Annotated in this window: 19 protein-coding genes; 5 read left to right on the top strand and 14 right to left on the bottom strand. The window is 36.7% G+C overall.

Translation table 11 applies throughout. The annotated features are described in order from the left end of the window. Nucleotides 1-7: 7 nt before the first annotated feature. From ACKTTZ_RS07735 to ACKTTZ_RS07720, 4 genes are all read left to right on the top strand, one after another. A complete protein-coding gene (locus tag ACKTTZ_RS07735) occupies nucleotides 8-1,000 on the top strand; it encodes an endonuclease/exonuclease/phosphatase family protein (RefSeq protein ID WP_407848192.1) in 993 nt (330 codons plus the stop codon). 73 nt (nucleotides 1,001-1,073) lie between these two features. Further along, nucleotides 1,074-2,045 (top strand): endonuclease/exonuclease/phosphatase family protein, encoded by a 972-nt coding sequence (locus ACKTTZ_RS07730; protein ID WP_034693920.1) that lies wholly within the window; start codon nucleotides 1,074-1,076, stop codon nucleotides 2,043-2,045. 4 nt (nucleotides 2,046-2,049) lie between these two features. Continuing rightward, a complete protein-coding gene (locus ACKTTZ_RS07725; RefSeq protein ID WP_034693917.1) occupies nucleotides 2,050-2,412 on the top strand; it encodes a hypothetical protein in 363 nt (120 codons plus the stop codon). Between the two features lie 29 nt (nucleotides 2,413-2,441). Next, nucleotides 2,442-2,852, top strand: a complete 411-nt coding sequence (locus ACKTTZ_RS07720; protein WP_034693915.1) for a hypothetical protein — start codon at nucleotides 2,442-2,444, stop codon at nucleotides 2,850-2,852. Nucleotides 2,853-3,140: 288 nt separating this feature from the next. On the opposite strand, the gene ACKTTZ_RS07715 is transcribed toward ACKTTZ_RS07720, so the two are convergent. Together ACKTTZ_RS07715 and ACKTTZ_RS07710 are read right to left on the bottom strand one after the other, a co-directional pair. Next, nucleotides 3,141-4,343 carry an IS256 family transposase gene (locus ACKTTZ_RS07715; protein ID WP_407848189.1) on the bottom strand — a complete coding sequence of 401 codons (1,203 nt, stop codon included), beginning with the start codon at nucleotides 4,341-4,343 and terminating at the stop codon, nucleotides 3,141-3,143. A gap of 125 nt (nucleotides 4,344-4,468) precedes the next feature. After that, nucleotides 4,469-5,983, bottom strand: a complete 1,515-nt coding sequence (locus tag ACKTTZ_RS07710; RefSeq protein WP_034694213.1) for a GH3 auxin-responsive promoter family protein — start codon at nucleotides 5,981-5,983, stop codon at nucleotides 4,469-4,471. A gap of 407 nt (nucleotides 5,984-6,390) precedes the next feature. Between ACKTTZ_RS07710 and ACKTTZ_RS07705 the strand changes: the two genes are divergently transcribed. Then, nucleotides 6,391-7,425, top strand: coding sequence for a hypothetical protein (locus tag ACKTTZ_RS07705; RefSeq protein WP_407848187.1), 1,035 nt, complete (start codon nucleotides 6,391-6,393; stop codon nucleotides 7,423-7,425). Nucleotides 7,426-7,511: 86 nt separating this feature from the next. Here ACKTTZ_RS07705 and ACKTTZ_RS07700 read toward each other — a convergent pair whose 3' ends face one another. The 12 genes from ACKTTZ_RS07700 to ACKTTZ_RS07645 form a co-directional block, all read right to left on the bottom strand. Continuing rightward, on the bottom strand, nucleotides 7,512-7,922 hold the full coding sequence (locus ACKTTZ_RS07700) for a BrxA/BrxB family bacilliredoxin (protein ID WP_034693910.1): 411 nt from the start codon (nucleotides 7,920-7,922) through the stop codon (nucleotides 7,512-7,514). A gap of 452 nt (nucleotides 7,923-8,374) precedes the next feature. Next, on the bottom strand, nucleotides 8,375-8,821 hold the full coding sequence (locus ACKTTZ_RS07695; protein WP_253317686.1) for a GatB/YqeY domain-containing protein: 447 nt from the start codon (nucleotides 8,819-8,821) through the stop codon (nucleotides 8,375-8,377). A 164-nt stretch (nucleotides 8,822-8,985) separates the two neighbouring features. Then, nucleotides 8,986-10,899, bottom strand: coding sequence for a cell division protein FtsZ (ftsZ, locus tag ACKTTZ_RS07690; protein ID WP_407848184.1), 1,914 nt, complete (start codon nucleotides 10,897-10,899; stop codon nucleotides 8,986-8,988). A 125-nt stretch (nucleotides 10,900-11,024) separates the two neighbouring features. Beyond that, nucleotides 11,025-12,410 (bottom strand): cell division protein FtsA, encoded by a 1,386-nt coding sequence (ftsA, locus tag ACKTTZ_RS07685; protein ID WP_407848182.1) that lies wholly within the window; start codon nucleotides 12,408-12,410, stop codon nucleotides 11,025-11,027. 78 nt (nucleotides 12,411-12,488) lie between these two features. Then, nucleotides 12,489-13,457, bottom strand: coding sequence for a cell division protein FtsQ/DivIB (locus tag ACKTTZ_RS07680; protein ID WP_407848180.1), 969 nt, complete (start codon nucleotides 13,455-13,457; stop codon nucleotides 12,489-12,491). A gap of 204 nt (nucleotides 13,458-13,661) precedes the next feature. Beyond that, nucleotides 13,662-15,020: a UDP-N-acetylmuramate--L-alanine ligase gene (gene murC, locus ACKTTZ_RS07675; RefSeq protein ID WP_034693902.1), complete on the bottom strand. Its 1,359-nt coding sequence runs from the start codon at nucleotides 15,018-15,020 to the stop codon at nucleotides 13,662-13,664. Between the two features lie 131 nt (nucleotides 15,021-15,151). Next, nucleotides 15,152-15,445: a GIY-YIG nuclease family protein gene (locus ACKTTZ_RS07670; RefSeq protein WP_407848178.1), complete on the bottom strand. Its 294-nt coding sequence runs from the start codon at nucleotides 15,443-15,445 to the stop codon at nucleotides 15,152-15,154. Nucleotides 15,446-15,547: 102 nt separating this feature from the next. Further along, complete coding sequence (gene murG / locus ACKTTZ_RS07665) at nucleotides 15,548-16,642, bottom strand: undecaprenyldiphospho-muramoylpentapeptide beta-N-acetylglucosaminyltransferase (RefSeq protein ID WP_034693900.1); 1,095 nt, start codon at nucleotides 16,640-16,642, stop codon at nucleotides 15,548-15,550. A gap of 1 nt (nucleotide 16,643) precedes the next feature. Continuing rightward, nucleotides 16,644-17,882: an FtsW/RodA/SpoVE family cell cycle protein gene (locus ACKTTZ_RS07660; protein ID WP_034694212.1), complete on the bottom strand. Its 1,239-nt coding sequence runs from the start codon at nucleotides 17,880-17,882 to the stop codon at nucleotides 16,644-16,646. 22 nt (nucleotides 17,883-17,904) lie between these two features. Further along, a complete protein-coding gene (murD, locus tag ACKTTZ_RS07655; protein WP_407848175.1) occupies nucleotides 17,905-19,242 on the bottom strand; it encodes a UDP-N-acetylmuramoyl-L-alanine--D-glutamate ligase in 1,338 nt (445 codons plus the stop codon). 62 nt (nucleotides 19,243-19,304) lie between these two features. After that, on the bottom strand, nucleotides 19,305-20,546 hold the full coding sequence (gene mraY / locus ACKTTZ_RS07650) for a phospho-N-acetylmuramoyl-pentapeptide-transferase (protein WP_114819545.1): 1,242 nt from the start codon (nucleotides 20,544-20,546) through the stop codon (nucleotides 19,305-19,307). A 43-nt stretch (nucleotides 20,547-20,589) separates the two neighbouring features. Continuing rightward, nucleotides 20,590-20,967, bottom strand: a complete 378-nt coding sequence (locus tag ACKTTZ_RS07645; RefSeq protein WP_407848173.1) for a four helix bundle protein — start codon at nucleotides 20,965-20,967, stop codon at nucleotides 20,590-20,592. Between the last annotated feature and the right edge of the window lie 6 nt (nucleotides 20,968-20,973).

Below are 20,973 nucleotides of genomic sequence, written 5' to 3'. Positions count from 1 at the left end.
TAGCATTGTGAAGATTTTCCGACTTATAGTATTGATTGTCCATCTGGGAATTTTATTTCTACTGTTGGGTACTTTATTGAACGCTTATGTTCCACCAAAGGTTTTCCCTTGGTTTAATCTGCTTTCCTTAGGTTTTCCTGTGCTTATTATAGTATATGTGATTCTAACGGTTTTCTGGGTATTTAGCTGGAAAAAAAGGGCGTTTGTGTTTATGTTTGCAGGGTTAGCGTTTATAAATCCTGTAAAACGTTGGGTTAACTATTCTTCTTCTAAAAGTGGAGATTCTGAAATAAAAGTGGTTTCTTTCAATACCAGAGCTGGCAGAATAGGAAACAAAGAGCTCGAACCCTACCTGAAATCTCAGAATGCAGATGTTCTTCTTTTGCAGGAGGATGCGGGTATTAAATATCAATTTGAAGGCTATCAAAAAGCAAATCCCGGGGGAGGCTTAACAATTCTGACCAGGCATAAAATCATTAAACAGCAGATTATTGATCCACAAGATGAAGAGGTAAGAATTCCTGGTGTGATGGCTGATATAGAAATTAAAGGCAGGACCTACAGGTTCATTGATGTCTATCTCAATCCTTTTCGCTTTCAAAAAGATATGGTGAGACTTAATGGAAATACCGATACCGATGAACAAAAAATAAAAGATGTTGTTAAAAGACTGATTCCTACTTTTAAAAAACATCAGGATCAGGTGGCGCTCATTCGTGAGGCCATTGATAATTCTCCTTATCCTGTAATTCTAGCGGGCGATTTTAATTCTGTACCCAATTCTTACGAATATTATCATTTATCAGACGGGCTTGAAGACGCTTTTGTGAACGCAGGAAAAGGAAGTGCAACCAGTTTTCACGACTATAAATTCCCCATTAGAATCGATTATATTTTTTCTTCAAAAACTTTAAAGGCAATATCTTATAAAGTTGACCGTTCTGTAAGTATTTCAGATCATTATCCTGTCACAGTTAAGTTTTCTACGGAGAGCAAATAATCATAAAAATAGTTAAAATTATCTGCTTGGTAGGATTTTTGTTGAAAGAAAACCGTACCAAGACCGTTTTTTCATGAAGTCGAACCAGATATTACTATTTATACATATCGTTGTTGCTGTTTTGCTGTTATGCACATTGGGGAATGCATGGATTCCACCCAATATTTTAGGCAACCTGAATCTTCTGTCTCTTGGTTTTCCTTATCTGATTCTGTCACACTTGATTCTTACACTGATCTGGATCTTAAAAAAAGAAAAAATTGCTATAGCTTTTGCATTGGGTACACTTATTTTCTATAATCCAATCAGACGATGGGTGAACTTTTCTCCCAAAACAGAAAATTTAAAAACAATACGGGATATTAAAGTATTGACCTTTAATGTGAAATATGGAGAATATGGCTGGGATAAAGTAAAAGACTATATTAAAGCACAGGATGCAGATATTATTCTGGTACAGGAAAAAGATACAAATCGTGTTATAAAACGTGATCTTATAAAATATCCGTCGGTTATTCTTAAAACTAAGCATAAAATTGTAAGACAGGCAGAACTTATTGATGAGAAAGCCCGCGGAAATTCATTCTATGCTGATATAGACATCAATGGAAAAGTAATCAGAATTATTAATGTATATCTTGAACCCTTCAGACTTCATAAATCGATGTTTACGAAACTTGATAAATTAGGGTTGGGAAATGTTTCAACATTACTTTCTCATATGACTCCTACATTCCAGGCTCATGAAGATCAGGTAAAAAGAATCAGAAAAATGATAGATTTATCTCCTTATCCTGTTATTCTGGCAGGAGATTTTAATTCTGTTCCGAATTCATACGAGTATTATAATCTTGGAAAAGATCTTCAGGATGCATTCTTAGTAGCAGGAAAGGGTAGTGCTAGCAGCTTTCATGATTATAAAGTTCCTTTAAGAATTGATTATATCTTCACTTCAAAATCAATCATTCCTTTAAGCTATAAAGTAGACCAATCTGTGAAATTATCGGATCACTATCCTGTAATTGCAGAATTTCTGCTAAATTAGTTCCATGAAAAATTTACTGGCTGCGATTTTTGTTTTTACCGTTCTTTTTACTGCATGTTCCAAGAAAGAATCTCCGGGTTTTGGGGCTGAACAGGAAGTGAGAGTACGTTATGATACCACTGCTATTGACTCCTTTTCTACAGGAGCTGTTTCAGTGGATATTGCACGAAAAATAAGAATGTCTTCTCCTCAGTATCTTGATTCAGTAAAACAGGCTAAAAAGCTTCAGGATGAAGAAAATAAGCTAAAAGCAGAACTTGAAAAGGAAAACAAAGCAAAACAGGAAGAGGAAAAGAAAAAAGCAGACGCTGAAAAGAAGCTGAAGACAGCAGAAAAACCAGTTACTCAGGAAACCAAAACAGAATAATTTTAAATTACCATTAAACAATATACAATATGAAAAAGCAAATTATTGCCGCAATAGTGATCTCTGTGTTCACTGTAGCATGTACAAAATCAACTACAAAAACAGAACAGGTAGAAAACCCTGACGGATCTACTACAACCACAACAACTACCACCACAGAAACACCTAACGTTGTGGATACTGCGAAAATCAACAATGCAAAAGAAGATGTGAAAGCTAAAGTAGATGAAGCTGGTAACAAGATTGACGATGCCGCTCAGAAGGCAAAAGATAAAATTGATGCCACTGCAGATAAGACAAAACAAGATCTTAATAAAGCAGGGCAGGATATCAAAGCTGAAGCTAACAAAGTAGGGCAAGATGCAAAAGAAGCCGCTAAAAAAGGAGCTTCGAAAGTAGAAGAAGCTGCGAAAAAAGTGAAAGAAGATTTAAGCAAATAAATAAAGAAGCCGTAGTTCAATAGAATTACGGCTTTTATTTATTATCTGTGAATAGCTTTTTTAGCGCAAAGTTTCTATTTTGATACTGTAATAATTTGAGGGAGCTAAGATTGAATCAATAGATTGATTCTAACTAAGCTTACGTATAGCCACTACGCTTCATAAGCTGCGAAACTGCAATATTCTTAGCCCTCTTAAATAAAACATCCGAATTACTAATTCTTTGCGTTTTAAAATAAACGACACTATCCCGTAAAGTGTGTAAGTTAAAAAGTCAGGGCTTAGATTTTATAATCTGAGCCTTTTCTCAAAAATAAGCATAAATTGGTTGAGGACAATACCCCAATTCTGTATAGGCATTGTCCATTTTTTAGTAGCTTCTTTTAATGCCAAATAAACTGATTTCATTACAGCATCATCAGTAGGAAAAGACATTTTATTTTTGGTGTATTTTCTGATTTTGCCGTTGAGATTTTCAATTAAATTTGTGGTGTAAATGATTTTTCGTATCTCGAGAGGAAATTCAAAAAATACAGTGAGTTCATCCCAATTGTTTCGCCAGGATTGTATAGCATAAGAATATTTGCTTTCCCATTTATCTGCAAAATCATTGAGAGCTGCTTGAGCCGCTTGTTTTGTTGGAGCGGTGTAAATATGCTTCATATCGGCAGAAAATTCTTTTCTGTCCCTCCAGACCACATATTTGCAGGCATTTCTTATTTGATGGACAACGCAAATTTGGGTTTGAGATTCAGGAAAGACGGAACGGATTGTTTGGGTAAATCCGTTTAAGTTATCGGTAGCAGTGATGAGAATATCCTCCACACCACGGGCTTTTAAATCCGTGAGAACACTCATCCAGAAGGCTGAACTTTCATTTTTTCCAAGCCACATTCCCAAGACCTCCTTTCTCCCGTCACGGTTTAATCCAACAGCCAGATAAACGGTTTTATTAATGACTTTGGAATTTTCCCTTACCTTGAAAACAATCCCATCCATCCAGACAATGAGATACAAATCTTCAAGCGGGCGGTTCTGCCAGCTAACAACTTCACTGGCAACCGCATTGGTGATTCGTGAGATGGTAGAGGTAGAAACATCAAAATCATACATTTCTTTAATTTGTTCTTCAATATCACTTACACTCATTCCCTTAGCATAAAATGATATGATAATATTCTCCAAACGATCGATAATATTATGTCTCTTTGGAACCAATGCTGGTTCAAAACTACCTCCTCTATCTCTGGGAACTTTAATTTCAGATTCGCCAAATGAGGATTTTATCTTTTTAGTCCCGTGACCGTTACGGTAATTTCCAGTGGCAGATTTCTGATGTTTATCATTATCCAAATGAGAGTCCAATTCTGCATCAAGCATATGCTCTATAGCTCGCTTGTGCATTTCTTTGAAGAAAGAAGTTAAGTCTTCTCCATTTTTAAAGGACTTGTAAAAATCCTTGTTGTTTAATAATTCTTCTTTGTCGATCATAACTATGTAATGGTTAAAAATAATAAAAAGTTATTTCCGTAAAATTTTTTGAGCTATAAGGGCTCAAAATTTTCCAGAATAACTTTTTAACTTACACAGTTAGTGAGATACTACCAAATAAAACTTTATTTATTCATTTCCAGCAATGGATCAATATACTCTCTGTCATTGCTTAACCTTGGTACTTTATTTTGTCCGCCTAGCTTTCCTTTTGCTTCCAGCCAGTGATAGAACAAGTTTTCTTTGGCGATATGCACAATCGGCCTTTTAAGAGTCATATTGTTGTATCTTTTCGCTTCATAGTCTGAATTGATGGTCTTTAAATGCTTATCAAAAGCATCAATAAAGTGATCCAGATTATCAGGATGCTGACTGAATTCAAAAATCCATTCGTGGGCACCTCCTTCATTTCCCTTCATAAATACAGGAGCCCCTGTAAAATCCGTGATTTGTGCACCCGTTGCTTCACAGGCCTTTGAGAGAGCAGATTCCACATTGGTAATCATCAGTTCTTCCCCAAAAGCATTGATATAATGTTTAGTTCTTCCCGTTATTTTTATTCTGAAAGGATTGATCGAGGTAAAGACAACGGTATCGCCAATCAGATATCTCCAAAGTCCTCCATTGGTGGTAATCACCATTGCGTAATTTTTTCCTATCTCCACATCTTCCAGACTTACAACCTTAGGATTTGAAAAATGAAACTGATCCATCGGGATGAATTCATAGAATATTCCATAATCCAGCATCAGAAGCATCTCATCACTGTCTGATCTGTCCTGGATCCCGAAGAACCCTTCGGAAGCATTGTAAATTTCGTAGTAATTGATGTTTTTTCCGATGATCTGCCTGAATTGCTCCCGGTAGGGCTTAAAGCTGATTCCACCGTGAAAAAACACCTCTAAATTAGGCCACAGCTCAGAAATACTTCCTACATTGGTTTCCTTTAATACTCTTTGCAGAAGAACCATCATCCAGCTGGGTACTCCCAGGATACTTCCTACATCTTCATTCTTTACTTCGGAAGTGATCGCTTTAAGCTTACTTTCCCATTCTCCCATCAAAGAAACTTTCTTACTCGGAGTGGTGGTAATTTCTACCCAAAAAGGAAGATTATCAATGAGAATAGCAGATAAATCTCCAAATTTTGTATTGAAATCAGCATACAGCTCGGAGCTTCCGCCTAAACGTAAGTTTTTATAATTAAAAAGCTGGTTTTCGGGATGGTTGTTGGCATAAATGGAAACCATATCCTTTCCGGCTTTCATATGGCAGTATTCAAGGCTTTCGGCAGAGATCGGAATGAACTTGCTTTTAGCATTTGTGGTACCGGATGATTTGGCAAAATGTTTAATGAGACCAGGCCAGCTTACATCTTTATGCCCCTGTCTTGCCTTTTCAATAAAAGGTTCCATTTCTTCATACGTAACTATAGGAACTTTGTTTTTAAAATCCTGATAACTGGAGATAGAATTGAATCCGTATAGTTTGCCATATTCCGTATCCTCCGCATGAAACAGCTGAGAAAAGAGTATACCTTTCTGGGTTTCAATAGGATGGTCCATGAAATTCTGTATCTGGTCAATCCTTTGACGGATGAACCAGTTAACTACGGTATTGAAAAGTGCTTTGGTTGCCATTTCAACAAATATAATGATATTTGAATTTTCAGAAAATTTTTTTTTAGTCTTCAATAAAAATTCTATAGTCTTTTAGTTTTAAAAAGAAATGATTACTTCTGATTACTCAATTTCTCAGTAAATGGTCCTGTGATATTATCAACAATTTAATGTATGAAAGGAAAGAGGATGAGAGACTTTTTTTGCCTTCGAATGGTAGTTTGTTTTTGAAAATTTGCTAATAATTATGTTAAATAACCATAGGATATGTTGGTGTACTGGTCTAAGTTTGTTACATTCAATTGGTTAGTAAATAATGATTTTAAAATATTCTCATAATTGATTTAAAAATAGGACTTCGTAGAACAAGTAATGAAGGGATTAATTAACTCACCAACTTAATTAGCTGACTTTTAAATACATATATTATGAAAAAATGTTTAGTGGCAATGCTCATATCTGGGCTTGCTTATTCTCAGGTGGGAATTAATACTACTGCTCCCGCCACGACTTTGGATGTTAAAGCTAAGCTTGGTACTGCAGATGCAGATGGTTTACAGGCCCCACGTCTTACCCGCGCCGAGCTTACAGGTAAAGGAATCCTATATACAGCATCACAAACCGGAGCTTTCGTATATATTACAGATATTACCGGAGGTGATACCGTTGGGCCCAGAGCAAATATTACATCAATAGGATACTATTATTTTGATGGGATTGTATGGCAGAGAGTTATTACTTCCACTAGCGTACCCAATGACTACTGGAAGCTTACCGGAAATTCGGGAACAGCTGCCGGAACTAATTTTATAGGAACTACAGATAATGTTGATCTTATTACCAAAACCAACAATATTGAAGCGATGAGAACCACCAGCACCCAACAGGTGCTGATTGGTACGAATACAGTGCCTGCAGGAGGAGGAAATTCCAAGCTGATTATAGATAATGGTACAACAGCTGGTGGATTACAGCTCAAAGACGGAACACAGGGAAATAATAAAGTTCTGATGTCTGATAATAATGGTGTTGCCAGCTGGCGTAATAATCCAGTTCGGGCATATATCTCTCCAGAATGGAATGCTGGTCCGGGACTGACTGGTCCTGCCATTTTGCAAGACTTAAAGCCAGGTGCGCTTTTTACAGTTAGCTTGGGGCAGGCATATTGGGGAAATACAGGGGAAATATTTACTATGACAGCATCTTTAAACAGCCAAGGTCAGCCAGTACTATATGTTATTACTACCAGTTCTGAGGGACCCACTGCAACAGTTACCAATAACCTTACTGATACTGTAACTGTAACAACCAGTGATTATGCAGGAGTAGGAGGAAGTGTTGATTATAAATTTAAAGTTATAGAGAGCCCTGCCGGTAGTGGTATACTTGCAATACACTATGAAAATAATAACCCAGGTCATGTTTATTATATGAAAATAACCGGATTTTCCCCAACTGAGTAATTAAAGATCTGTATGCAAAATGGTATAATTTCAATAAAAAAACCGTTACAAAACTTGTAACGGTTTGATATTTAATATATTGCTTCTTAGCAGTATTCGTCGTATGCTGCCTGAAGGTTAGCTGCGATAGCTCCTGCAGGGTTTCCTTCGATGTGGTGTCTTTCCAGCATATGAACCAATTCACCATCTTTGAACAGTGCTACACATGGAGAACTTGGAGGGAATGGAGCAAGGTGCTTTCTTGCTTCTGTTACAGCCTCAGTATCAAATCCTGCAAAGACAGTAGTTAAATGGTCTGGTTTTTTATCTCCTGTTAAAGAGTATACTACTCCTGGTCTTGCAGCACCTGCAGCACAACCACATACAGAGTTGATGACCAATAATGTAGTTCCGGACTGCTTCAAAGCATCTTCTACCTGAGTAGGAGTTGTTAAATCCTGAAAACCTTTATCTGTAAGCTCTGCCTTCATAGGCATTACTAAATCTGTTGGATACATATATTTTGTTTTTTATCGCTACAAAGTTAAGCAATTCTTTGCGTTTGTTCAATATATAAAAACTATCAATTGATTAGTCATATAAAATTAACCAAGTATTAATATTGTAATAATATTCTAAAAAAAGTGAATTAACGCTAGGAATAATAAAATATTATTATTAAATTTGAAATGATTCTGAAAAACAAACGACCGTGAAAAAAACATTTGAAGCTTTCCCTCAAGCAATCAATCACTTAAATACTCTCTGAAATATGGTAGTAGCTTAATTCTCTTTCAGTTTAGAATCAAACTGATTAACAAACTTTAATATCCAAAGAAAGTGAAGCCCGGAACTGAACAGTTCCGGGCTTCTAATCAAATCGATATGCAAAGGTTGTATATCCTATAGTTATGGAGTGAGAAGCGTTTTTGGGCTTTGAAATAAATCTAAGTCCAGGCGCAAATCACCATTAAGAAAGGAGCTTTTTAGCCATCTCGGAAATACTTTTTCCGTCTGATTTTCCGGCTAATGCTTTCGATGCAGCTCCCATTACCTTCCCTAAATCTTTAACAGATTCAGCTCCGGTTTCAGAAATAATATTTTTCATTTCTGTTTCTAATTCTTCAGCTGAAAGCTGTTTAGGTAAGAATTGCTCAATAACTTTCATTTGAGCGTCTTCTACTTCTGCAAGATCATTTCTTCCCTGTGCAGTAAATTGGTCGTAAGAATCCTTACGTTGTTTTACCATTCTCTGAAGAATAGCAATTTCCTGTTCTGCGGTTACTTCAGCTCCGATGGCTTCCGTTTTAAGCAGTAATATCTGAGATTTCACAGCACGCAGAGAGTCCAAAGCTACTTTGTCTTTCGCTCTCATTGCTGTTTTTATAGCTTCGTTTATTGTATTTTCTAAACTCATAAGTTTATAATTTGAGAATTTGAGAATGAAATAATTTGAAAATAATAAAACATCGGTAAATGATTGAGCTTTATATTATTAATTAAAATAATTAGCCAATACACCGAATATCTACCAGTTGGTTAATTTTCAAATTCTCAAATTATTCCATTTTCAAATTAATTTTAGTCTACATCTTTATTTAAAAATCTGTTTTCTCTGATCTGCATAGATCCATTGTTATCAGACAGGTAAGTGTTGATATTCTGGTCTGATGCATTGTTTCCGTCGATAGAAATATTTTTTCTTTTAAAAGCAGGAATAGATTCGAATTCACTTGTGCTATCAAAATTCTGGTAACGGGAGTTGAATTCTTTTAATTTATTTCTTCTTTCAATTACTCTGTCCTGATCAATCGTTTTATTCACGAAAGTGAATTCTGATTCTTCAGTTTTCGGAGTTTCAATTTCTGTTTTGTTTTCAAAAGTTGATCTTGTTTCAACCTTTGGTTCTTCCTGTTTCTGGTAGAACGTTTCAATCTTTTGAGCTGGTTCAGCTACCGCAGCATTGGCAGGAGTATTAAACTCAGCTTTAGGCTGTCCAAAATCGCTATTAGGCTCATTTCTGATAGGCTCGTTTACAAAGAAACTGAATTCAACAGGTTTTTCATTTGAAAACGAGTTGTTGAATGGAGTTCCGGATTGTGGTTCCTCTTTTTTATTTTCAAAATCAAATGAGAAAGACTGGATCTCAAGATCGTTAGGATCATCATGTTCTTCATCAATCGCTAATAAGCTATATTCTTCTTCTCCTTCGTCTTCATTTCTCCAGCTTTGCTCAGGAGTATTTACGATATCTTCCTCTTTATCAAAGAATTTTATTTCAGTTCTTGGCTGCTCTTCTTCAATAATCATTTTTTTTTCAGTAGACGTCATATTGAACGGAGTGTCGTTATCTTCGTCATCCAGTCTGAAAAGGTTTTTTCCACCAAAATCATGCGTGGTCTCAGGAGCTGATTCTCTTTCTTCTTTTGTTTTGAAAGGAGAATTTTTTGGAGCTTCAAAACTGTCATTAAGACTGATTCTGATCTTCTCTGTAGGTCCTGCAAACTTCTTATTATCATTAGAGAATCCTGTTGCGATCACAAGAACGCTTACTGCATCTCCCAATTCTTCATCTGCACCTACCCCGAAAATGATATCTGCAGTGTTTCCTGCTTCTTTCTGAATGTGGTCCATGATGATACCGATTTCATCCATGGTAACTTCTTCAGCACCACTTCTGATCAATAACAGGACGTTTTTAGCACCAGTAATCTTATTATCATTCAATAACGGGGAATCAAGGGCTTTTCTTACAGCTTCTTCAGCTTTATTTTCACCTGAAGCAGTTCCAGTAGACATCAATGCCGTACCGGAATTCTGAAGGACAGATTTAGCATCTCTAAAGTCAATGTTTACATCAAAGTAACCTGTAATAACTTCTGCCATACCTTTAGCAGCATTGGCTAAAACTTCATCAGCTTTTGAGAATCCCTGCTTGAATCCAAGGTTTCCAAACTGCTGTCTCAGCTTGTCATTGTTGATCACAATTAATGAATCGACATTATTTTTTAATTTATCAAGACCATTTTCAGCCTGATCCAGTCTTCTTTTCCCTTCAAAACTGAAAGGAACGGTAACAATACCTACGGTAAGAATTCCCATGTCTTTTGCTACTTTTGCAATGACAGGAGCGGCTCCGGTACCTGTACCACCACCCATTCCGGCAGTGATAAACACCATCTTGGTGTTTTGGCCCATAGCAGCCTTGATATCTTCAATACTTTCGATGGCTGATTTTTCTCCTACTTCAGGATCGGCGCCTGCTCCAAGACCTTCTGTGATAGAAGTTCCCAACTGAACTTTATTGGCTACAGGGTTATTATCTAATGTTTGAGCATCTGTATTACAGATCACGAAGTCAACCCCGTGAATTCCTTTCTCGTACATGTGCTTCAGGGCGTTGTTTCCACCGCCTCCTACACCGATTACCTTTATGATGGATGAATTTCCTTTTGGCAAATCAAATGAAAATCCTTGTGTACCTATATTTTCCATAACTATACTTTTAATAATTGATAAGTGATAGATGATAATTGATGAATGATATTCGTCTTTAATTTAATAAATATTAATCTATTTCAGGTATCATTGATCATTAATCTTTTATCATTTATATTTATTTACTCTACTTCTTCAAAGAATTTTTTTACTTTTTCCATAAGCGACTGCCCGAAGGTCAGCTTCGCCTTTCTGTTCTCCTGTCTTTCATTCTCAAAAGACTGCTGCTCCTGAACAGGTGCTGCCTGCTGAACCGGTTGAACAGTTTCTGCCTGTGCTGCAGTAACTTCCGGTTTGGGTTGTTCTGCAACAACTTCTATGGCTTCATCAGCATTCTGCTTTTTGTCTCTGATCTTCAAACTCTCCATCAGTAACCCGATAGAGGTAGCAAATTCAGGGCCTTTCAGATATTGGTTTTTATCATTAGCGATATATTCATTCGCAAAACCGATTCTGCTGTCAAAACCTGTGGTATAATTGGCCAGCTGGCGAAGGTGTTTCAGATTTGAACCACCACCCGTAAGAACAATTCCGGCAATCAGTTTTTTCTTCTGTTCAAAAGCACCGTAAGCTTTCAGTTCTGTATTCACCATTTCCAAAACTTCTTCTACTCTTGCGTTGATGATCTGAGCCAGAGTTTTTAAAGAAATTTCTTTGTCTGGTCTTCCGTGAAGTCCGGGAATGGTTACAAAAGTACTGTCTTTTTCTAATTCGGGAACAGCCGAACCAAACTTTACTTTCAGTTGTTCTGCGTGTTTCTCAATGATGGAACAGCCTTCTTTGATGTCTTCGGTAATAATTCCGCCTCCGTATGGAATCACACAGGTATGACGGATTATATTGTCTTTAAAGATCGCAATATCAGTTGTACCACCACCAATGTCTACAATGGCTACACCGGCTTCTTTTTCTTCTTTTGTAAGGACAGCTTCTGAAGATGCCAATGGCTCTAAAGTAAGGGCTTCCATTTCTAATCCGGCTTCACGAACGCATCTGGCAATGTTTCTGATGCTGCCCATTTGCCCCACTACAACATGGAAGTTGGCTTCTAAACGTTTTCCGTGCATTCCGACTGGTTCCTGAATTTCGCCCTCGGAATCCACTTTATATTCTTGAGGAAGTACGTGGATAATTTCTTCTCCAGGAAGCATAACCAGCTTTTTTACCTGATCTTTTAATGCTTCAATGTCATCGTCTGTAATAAATTTATCAGGATGTTCACGCATAATATAATCGGAGTGCTGCAGAGAACGGATGTGTTTTCCTGCAATACCTACCGTGACTTTGCGGATAGGAACTCCGGCACTGGATTGTGCTTCGGATACTGCAGCCTTGATTGAATTAATAGTTTGTGAAATATTATTCACAATACCTTTATGAACACCAAGACTTTTAGCTTTTCCTACACCGAGAACTTCTATTTTCCCGTGTGCATTCCTTCTTCCGACAATCGCGACTATCTTCGTTGTCCCGATGTCCAGACCTACTGAATACTCTTGATTTTCCATTTTATATCGATTTGATTTTTTCTACTTTTTTATCTATAAGGATAGGCTCCTATTTGTGTATTAAATGCCCTGAGGGACTTATTCTATTTTTACTTTTGCCTTAGGCTTGGACTGCGCCTTGACGGGTGGCTTTTTCTCTACTTTTTTAGTTTCTTTTGTTGGTCCTTTCGGTTTGGTACTCTCTTTCGGTTTTACCGAAGTGGAGCTACTTTTTTTTACCTCTGCTATTTTGGGTTTAGCTTCCGTCTTTTTAGCGGCTGTTGGGGAAGGAACTTTTGCCAATTCCATCTTTCCTGCCTTTAATATACTGTCATTTTCTTTAAAATAGGGGTTTAAAGTAGTGACAATCTGATTCTGATATTTTACAGAAACCATGCTGTATTTCTGAGGGTCTTGATACACAAGGTATTTTTCTACAAAGGTTTTAAATCCTTTTACTTTAAAATCAATATTATCAAGGTCTCCAATTTCTACTCTGTAGTTTCCTTCACTTGTCAGAAGGCTATAGCTATCTTTACTCTTAGAGATTCCGATAAAATATTTCTTACTGAAATCATCTTTGTCTATCTTTTCTACCAGTTCCGCCAGCTTTTCATATTCATCCGGCTGTACGTTTCCGGTTACCAGCATACATGGGTGTGAATAGGTTCTTGAAATAGGGAATTCAATTCCTTTTTCATCTACATAAAAGTCTTTTCCATCTTTATTTAATCTGAAAACGGGCACTCTCTGTTTGATATCCAGATTGAGCTTTCCGTTCAGGTTCAGATAAACATTGGCACTGTCTACTGCTGGCAGGGAATTGATCTTTTTTTCCAAAGAAGGAATGTTAAGATCTCCCACTTTTCCTGAAGGATTTTCTTTTTTTACAATTTCCCTGATGTCTTTTTCATCAACAAAATATACCGGAGTTTTCTCGCTCATTTTTACAGAAATCTTATTGTCCGTAATCTGCTCACGGCTGAATCTTCTCAATGAGAAGCTCAGTAACAATCCCAGGATAATTACAGTGACAACAATTTTTAATATTCTGTATTTATTTTTCATATTTTTTTTCTGCCACTATGGGCACAAATCAATTTTATTTTTCCGTTCGCAAGCACGTTTCACTTAGCTACGGCTATCAATTGAATAAGTTGTTATTAATAAATTAATTATGTTTTTAATAAATCTGTTGTATTCTCATTTGCTGAGTGAAACGCCTTTGCGAACGATTTTACATTTTTTTCTTCGCGAGCATTGCGTTTATACTCAAATTTTCTCAATCCATTCACAGATAGGGTCATACAGGGTATCTATATTTCCTGCGCCTACGGTAAGGAGGATATCAAAATCTTTCTCTTTTATTTTTTCAAAAGCATCGGATAAAGTCGATACTTCTTTTTTATCTAATGTTACTTTGTCCAACAGCCAGCTTGAAGTGATTCCTTCAAAATTTTCCTGAAGTTCTCTTGCAGGGTAAATGTCGAGAAGGATAAGCTCATCTGCTTTGCTCAAACTTTCAGCAAACCCATCTGCGAAATCTCTCGTTCTGCTGAAAAGGTGAGGCTGGAAGGTTACCAATAGTTTTTTGTCAGGATAAAATGTTCTGATTGAGCTCATTACAGCATTGATTTCTGTAGGGTGGTGAGCATAATCATCAATGTAAATTTTACCGTTTTGATAAATATGTTTGGTATATCTTCTTTTAATTCCTTTAAAATTGGCAATTGCTTTTTTCAGCGTATCAAAATCTGCGCCTAAATTATGCAGAATAGCCAGTGCTACAGTGGCATTTTCCACATTATGAATTCCCGGAATTTCCCAGACAAAATCTTTTATTGTTTCCGTTGGAGTATGGAAGTCAAAATAAATTTTATCATGTTCCATACGCAGATTGTCTGAATAATAATCTGCCGGCTCATTCACTGCATAAGTTTGATGCCCTCTGCCAATTTCCAGTCCTTTTCTTACAAAAAGTTGTTTGTCTTGAGGAACTAAAGCTGCAAACTGTCTGAACCCTTCTTCAATATGGTTGATGTCTCCATAAATGTCCAGATGATCCGCATCTGTAGAAGTTACTACTGCCCAGTCTGGAGATAAATTCAGGAAGCTTCTGTCATACTCATCTGCTTCTACTACAGAATACTTGGAACCATTGTACAGGAAGTTGGATTTAAAGTTTTCAGAAATTCCTCCCAAAAAGCATGAGAAAGGAAGATCCGCTTCTTTGCACAAATGGGCCACAAGGGTAGATGTAGTGGTTTTTCCATGAGTTCCTGCAATAGCGATACAATCTGTATTTTCAGTAATTAAGCCTAAAACTTTAGCACGTTTTAAAACTTCAAACTGATTTTGATTGAAATAATCCAGTATTCCAAGCGTTTTGATGGCTGGAGTATAAATGACTAAGGTATCTTCTTTCTGAAGGGAAGTAATCCTTTCATCAATAATATCTTCAAAAACAATATCAATGCCTTCATTCATCAGGTTCTGAGTAAGTTTTGTATTGGTTTTGTCGTAACCCAATACTTTTTTTCCGGATGCATTGAAATAGCGTGCCAATGCACTCATTCCGATACCTCCGATTCCAACGAAGTAAAAAGTTTGATATGTTTGTAAAATGTTCATTTATATTTTAATCTTTAATGACTCTTGAATAATTTCAGAGTTGTTTATATTCTAAAGCTTTCCTCAACTAACTTAATGACTCGTTAATGCATTACATTTTAACAGTGTCAGGCTGAGCTTGTCGAAGCCTTCTAATCTTTCATCCTATTTTTTGATAACATTGGTAATAAATCCCAGTTATCATTTATTATTCCTTCCTTCTTTTTTCTACTCCAGCCTTTAATTTGTTTTTCAAAGCTTATCGCTTGAGTGACATCATTAAATTCATGGTAGAAAACAAGTTCTACAGGTTTTCTTGTATACGTGTAACTTTCAGGATTTAAACCGTCATTATGTTCAGTAATTCTTCTTTCCAAATCGTTGGTAAAGCCTATATAATAGGAGTTATCCGAACATTTTACAATGTATACATAATATATTTTCATTCATTTGTGTTTGCTTACTGGCCCTTCGACAAGCTCAGGGTGACAGCTCTAATACTAACTGATTTATTTATGTCAGGCTGAGCTTGTCGAAGCCTTTCCTGATTATTTTATCACTTTAAAAATCTCGTCTACAATCTCTTTTGCGGCGTTTGGCTTGGCAAAATATTTAAGATGGTCAGACATTTCGTTTCTTACCCTTTCATTCTCGCAGATTTCTGATAATGTATTCCAGAATTTTTCCTGCATTTCAGAGTCTTTCACCATTCTGGCTGCATTTTTTTCAACCAGGTTCATGGCATTTTTAGTTTGATGGTCTTCCGCTGCAAAAGGGAAAGGAACCAAAAGCACCGGTTTTTGCGCCACAGCCAACTCTGAAATGGCAATAGCTCCGGCTCTGGAAACAATGATATCAGCTGCGGAATAGGCCAGTTCCATGTCTTTGATGAATTCTTTCAAATGAATGGAAGCTGGAAGCTGGAGGTTGGAAGACAATTCTTTGTAATCCAACTTTCCTGTTTGCCAAATTAATTGATATCCTTTTTCTTTCAGATTTTCAATATTTTCTTTCCATGCATTATTCAATGTTCTGGAGCCTAAAGAACCTCCTACAGACAAAATCGTAAGTTTGTCTGTATTCAATCCCATTTTTTCTTTTGCCTGAGCGGTATCCTGCATTCCTGAAACAATATTCTCACGAATCGGATTTCCAAGGAATTTTATTTTCTCTGCCGGAAAACCTTCTACTTTTGGATACGCTGTGAAAACGGCTTTCGCTTTTTTGCTTAAAATTTTATTGGTTACTCCTGCATGGGCATTCTGTTCCTGTATGAAAATGGGAATTCCCATTTTGCTTGCTTCATAAAGAGCGGGTCCGCTGGCAAATCCTCCGGTTCCTACTGCAAAATCAGGGGCGAAGTCTTTGATAATCCTTTTAGATTTTGATAAACTTTTCAGAATCTTGAAAGGCAGTCCCAGGTTGGATAACAAGTTTCCTCTGTCTATTCCTGCAATATCAATTCCTTCAATTTTATAGCCTGCCTGTGGAACTTTTTCCATTTCCATTTTCCCGTTGGCACCAATGAACAAAAATTCTGCATCAGGAAATCTTTTTCTGATTTCATCAGCGATGGCAATGGCCGGGAAGATGTGTCCTCCGGTTCCGCCGCCTGATAATAATATTTTTAATTTTTTGTCCATTTTAAGCGATATCGTTTATTTCTGCTATACTTTGTTTTTTGCCCATTCCTTCTTCATCATAAATCTGAATTCTGGAGCTTATATTTAAAATAATGCCTAACTGCAGATAGGTTACCAGCATTGAGGTTCCTCCGTAACTGATCAAAGGCAGCGGCTGTCCTGTCACCGGGATCAGGTTCACTGCAACGGCAATATTTACCGAAAGCTGAATAAAGATCATTACCCCGAGACTGAGCACGAGCAACGATCCGAAGAAGGCCGGCATTTTACTGGCGATCATTACGATTCTTATCATCATGATCAGGTATAAACTGATCAGGAAGGCAGCTCCAATCACTCCGTATTCTTCTACGATCACTGCGAAAATAAAGTCGGAGGCAGATTGAGGAAGCATTTGTTTCAATGCACTTTTTCCTGGTCCCATTCCGGTAATTCCACCATGTACGATGGCTGCTTTGGCTTGCATTACCTGATAGTTTTTTGCTTTTACGCTTTCATCATCTACATCGGCTGATTTTGCTTTGCTCGAAGTAAATGTTTCTACACGGCTCATCCATGTATGAACACGGTTTCCGCCAATCATATTCGTATTCAGTGCTATTAATAAAAATAATACAATGGCTACAAATGAGGCTGAAATAAACCCTGCAATGTATTTCCAGTGAAGCTGCCCAATGATAAGAACAACTACGGAAACCATTAAAATCATTAATGCTGTGGAACCATTATCTTTGGCTACCAATACAAAAACAAGCAGTATAGGGCCAAAAATATACATGATATTCTCTATAGGAAGCCTTTCTCTGGTGATCTTCTTGGTTAAATATCTGCACAGATAAATGATGAGCATTAAAAAGGCAAATGAGGAAGGCTGGAAGGAAATCGGTGTTCCCGGGATTTTCAGCCATCTGGAAGCACTGGCTCCATCAATGGTCTGCCCGGTAAACATGGTAACAATCAACAGAACTATCATAAGGCCGAGCAGGATACTGCTGAGCTTTCCGATGTATTCATATTTTATGGTTCCTACCAGTCTCATAATTGCTAATCCCAGGACTACAAAGAACATATGTTTGATAACGTGACCCGTTGTAGTCCCGTTATTGACAATGTATTCAAGATTTGAACTCGCAGAGTATACCGGGAAAATAGAGAAAATGGAGATCACAAGGATGACCATCCAAAGTACTTTATCGCCCTTTAGAAATTCGAATCTGCTTTCTGTGTTCTGTTCGTCCATATTTAATGCTATTGGCTTTTGGCTAATGGCCATTGGCTTTTAATACCTGTTCTTTAAACTGGCGTCCTCTGTCTTCATAGCTTTTGAACAAGTCAAAGCTTGCGCAGCATGGAGATAATAAAACAGTATCGCCTTTTTTAGCCAGTGATTTTGAAATTCTCACTGCTTCTTCCATGCTTGAAGTATCATAAATAACTTCTTTTTTGTCTTTAAAGAAATCGATGATCTTCTTGTTATCTACTCCAAGGCAAACGATTGCCTTTACTTTTCTTTTGACTAAATCTTCAATTTCGGTATAGTCATTTCCTTTATCTAATCCACCAACAATCCAAACGGTTGGTGTTTTCATACTTTCTAAGGCGTAGTAAGTAGCATTTACATTGGTTGCTTTACTGTCGTTGATATATTTTACGCTATCAATTTCAGTTACAAATTCCAATCTGTGTTCTACGGCCTGGAATGTCATCAATGAATGTCTGATGCTTTCATTGTTGATTTTTAAGATCTTACCGGCGATAGAAGCTGCTAAGCTGTTCGCTACATTGTGGTTTCCTAAAAGAGACAATTCATCAACTTTCATTGCGAATTCGTCTTTCATTTTTACTATAATCTCATCTGCGTTCACAAAACCTCCTTCAGGTAACTTCTCTTTGGTTGAGAAAGGAATCATTTTAGCTTTTATTTCAAGCTTTTCAAGAAGATTCTTACTCATTTCATCATCTTTATTGTAGATGAAGAAGTTGTCGTTCTCCTGGTTTTCTGTTATTCTGAATTTAGCCAAAGCATATTCCTCATAATTGTAGTTGTACTGATCCAGGTGATCCTGAGACAGGTTTAACAATAAAGAGATATACGGTCTGAAATTCTGAATATCATCCAGCTGGAAAGAGCTTACTTCCAATACATAATATTCATGGTTTTCATCTGCTACCTGCTTTGCAAAGCTATATCCGATATTTCCTCCTAGACCTACATTCAATCCGTCATTTTTCAGGATATAATAGATCAGGGAAGTTGTGGTTGTTTTTCCGTTGCTTCCGGTAATGGCAATGATTTTTGCGTCTGTAAATTCAGAAGCAAATTCAATTTCAGAGGAAAGTCTGATTCCTTTTTCATGAATTTTATTGATGATGTCTGCCTTTTTCGGAATTCCCGGGCTTTTTACGATCCAGTCAGCATTTAAAATCCTTTCTTCATCGTGGTTTCCTTCTTCAAATTCAATTTCATTATCGGTAAGAAACTGCTTATAGTTATCCTTAATGGCACCTTTATCTGAAAGAAATACTTCCAGACCTTTCTTTTTGGCCAAATAAGCAGCTCCGCATCCGCTTTCTCCACCTCCTAAAACAACTATTTTCATATTATAAAAGCTTTATGCTATAGGCTTTAAGCTTTACGCTTATTGCTTACAGCTTTTAATTTTTATCTCATTTTTAATGTGATCAGACATACAATAGCCAATATTACTCCAATGATGATCATTCTGTTCACGATTTTACTTTCGTGGAATCCTTCTTTCTGATAATGATGGTGTAATGGTGACATTTTGAATAGTCTATTGTTTTGGGCATATTCCAACCCGTATTTTCTTTTTCTGTATTTGAAAACAACTACCTGAAGCATTACAGACAGGTTTTCAATTAAGAAGATTCCGCATAATACAGGAATCAGCAATTCTTTTCTTAAAATGATGGCTAAAACGGCAATTACTCCTCCCAGCATTAAACTTCCGGTATCTCCCATGAAAACCTGTGCAGGATAAGTATTGTACCAGAAGAATCCGATCACAGCACCTACCATTGCTACAGCAAAAATGGTAGTTTCACCCATATTCGGCAGGAACATGATGTTGAGATAGTCTGCAAAAATGATGTTCCCTGAAAGGTAGGCGAAAAGAGCCAGCGTGAGCAGTATAATGGCACTTGTTCCCGCTGCCAGACCGTCAATTCCATCTGTGATATTGGCTCCGTTTGAAACGGCTGTTACAATGAAGATCACAATGGGAATAAAGACAATCCATGCCCACTCATGGGCATCTTTATCATTCATCCAGAATAAAATTCCACTATAGTCGAACTCATTATTTTTTGCAAAAGGAACAGTAGAAACGGTAATTTTCTCTGTAGGCATAAAGTTTTGCTCTACATTGTTTCTGTTTACCACTTTAGCATCTGCATATTTTCTTTTTACGGTAATGTCCGGGTGGAAATACATGGTAATTCCGACAATTAGTCCTAAACCAACCTGGCCTACAATTTTGAATTTACCACTTAAACCGTCTTTATTTTTTTTAATTTTCTTTAAATAATCATCCAGGAAACCAATGGCACCCATCCAGAACATGGAAACCAGAAGCAATACAATATAGACATTAGTAATCCTTGTAAACAGCAATACCGGAATGATGGTTGCCAAAATAATGATAAGCCCTCCCATGGTAGGAGTTCCTTCTTTTTGTTTCTGCCCATCCAATCCCAGATCACGCACCAATTCTCCCATCTGTTTTGTTCTCAGATAATTGATTACTCTTTTTCCGTAGACAAGAGCAATGATAAGCGAGAATAATACAGCCATTCCGGCACGGAAGGAAATGTATTTCAACATTCCTAATCCCGGAACGTGAATTCCATGGTTGGTTAGATATTCGTATAGATAGTATAGCATGTTTCTGTTTTTTATTATTTAAAAATTTAATTTATTTAAAGATTTAAAGATTGGGCTTCTCAATATTTTCACTTAAATACTTAATGAACTTTGATATGTTTGAAGAAACTTCTCTTGAAGGGGCAATAATTTCTTCCGCTTTATTTTCGTCACCTAATTTTAATCTTTTACTTACAATCAGCATGCTTTTGACTTCAGCACAGCTGCCTTTCGCAATTTTTAAATATCTGATAAATTGTCTGTTATTATTATATTCTGAGCCTTCCGCAATATTATTACTAATAGAAAAACTCGTTCTTTTTATCTGGTTATTAAATTCATATTCTTTTTCAAAACTTTGACTTTGAAGAAAAATATAGACTTTTTCAATAAGATCTAAGCTTTTGATGTATACAGGAAAATTTTCAAAATTCTTTGTCATTATCAA

The organism is Chryseobacterium sp. KCF3-3, from assembly GCF_045865955.1.
Classification (GTDB): Bacteria; Bacteroidota; Bacteroidia; order Flavobacteriales; family Weeksellaceae; genus Chryseobacterium.
Note: the sequence above shows the minus strand (reverse complement) of the source record. Positions and strands in the feature narration are given on the sequence as shown.

What these genes read in the sequence shown, in the direction of transcription:
- ACKTTZ_RS07710 (WP_034694213.1), bottom strand. Translation starts at nt 5,983, where the DNA reads ATGGCAACCAAAGCACTTTTCAATACCGTAGTTAACTGGTTCATCCGT.
- ftsZ (WP_407848184.1), bottom strand. Translation starts at nt 10,899, where the DNA reads ATGGAAAATATAGGTACACAAGGATTTTCATTTGATTTGCCAAAAGGA.
- ACKTTZ_RS07670 (WP_407848178.1), bottom strand. Translation starts at nt 15,445, where the DNA reads ATGAAAATATATTATGTATACATTGTAAAATGTTCGGATAACTCCTAT.
- murG (WP_034693900.1), bottom strand. Translation starts at nt 16,642, where the DNA reads ATGGACAAAAAATTAAAAATATTATTATCAGGCGGCGGAACCGGAGGA.
- ACKTTZ_RS07695 (WP_253317686.1), bottom strand. Translation starts at nt 8,821, where the DNA reads ATGAGTTTAGAAAATACAATAAACGAAGCTATAAAAACAGCAATGAGA.
- mraY (WP_114819545.1), bottom strand. Translation starts at nt 20,546, where the DNA reads ATGCTATACTATCTATACGAATATCTAACCAACCATGGAATTCACGTT.
- ACKTTZ_RS07660 (WP_034694212.1), bottom strand. Translation starts at nt 17,882, where the DNA reads ATGGACGAACAGAACACAGAAAGCAGATTCGAATTTCTAAAGGGCGAT.
- ftsA (WP_407848182.1), bottom strand. Translation starts at nt 12,410, where the DNA reads ATGGAAAATCAAGAGTATTCAGTAGGTCTGGACATCGGGACAACGAAG.
- ACKTTZ_RS07720 (WP_034693915.1), top strand. Translation starts at nt 2,442, where the DNA reads ATGAAAAAGCAAATTATTGCCGCAATAGTGATCTCTGTGTTCACTGTA.
- murC (WP_034693902.1), bottom strand. Translation starts at nt 15,020, where the DNA reads ATGAACATTTTACAAACATATCAAACTTTTTACTTCGTTGGAATCGGA.
- ACKTTZ_RS07680 (WP_407848180.1), bottom strand. Translation starts at nt 13,457, where the DNA reads ATGAAAAATAAATACAGAATATTAAAAATTGTTGTCACTGTAATTATC.
- ACKTTZ_RS07645 (WP_407848173.1), bottom strand. Translation starts at nt 20,967, where the DNA reads ATGACAAAGAATTTTGAAAATTTTCCTGTATACATCAAAAGCTTAGAT.
- ACKTTZ_RS07700 (WP_034693910.1), bottom strand. Translation starts at nt 7,922, where the DNA reads ATGTATCCAACAGATTTAGTAATGCCTATGAAGGCAGAGCTTACAGAT.
- ACKTTZ_RS07705 (WP_407848187.1), top strand. Translation starts at nt 6,391, where the DNA reads ATGAAAAAATGTTTAGTGGCAATGCTCATATCTGGGCTTGCTTATTCT.
- murD (WP_407848175.1), bottom strand. Translation starts at nt 19,242, where the DNA reads ATGAAAATAGTTGTTTTAGGAGGTGGAGAAAGCGGATGCGGAGCTGCT.
- ACKTTZ_RS07725 (WP_034693917.1), top strand. Translation starts at nt 2,050, where the DNA reads ATGAAAAATTTACTGGCTGCGATTTTTGTTTTTACCGTTCTTTTTACT.
- ACKTTZ_RS07730 (WP_034693920.1), top strand. Translation starts at nt 1,074, where the DNA reads ATGAAGTCGAACCAGATATTACTATTTATACATATCGTTGTTGCTGTT.
- ACKTTZ_RS07715 (WP_407848189.1), bottom strand. Translation starts at nt 4,343, where the DNA reads ATGATCGACAAAGAAGAATTATTAAACAACAAGGATTTTTACAAGTCC.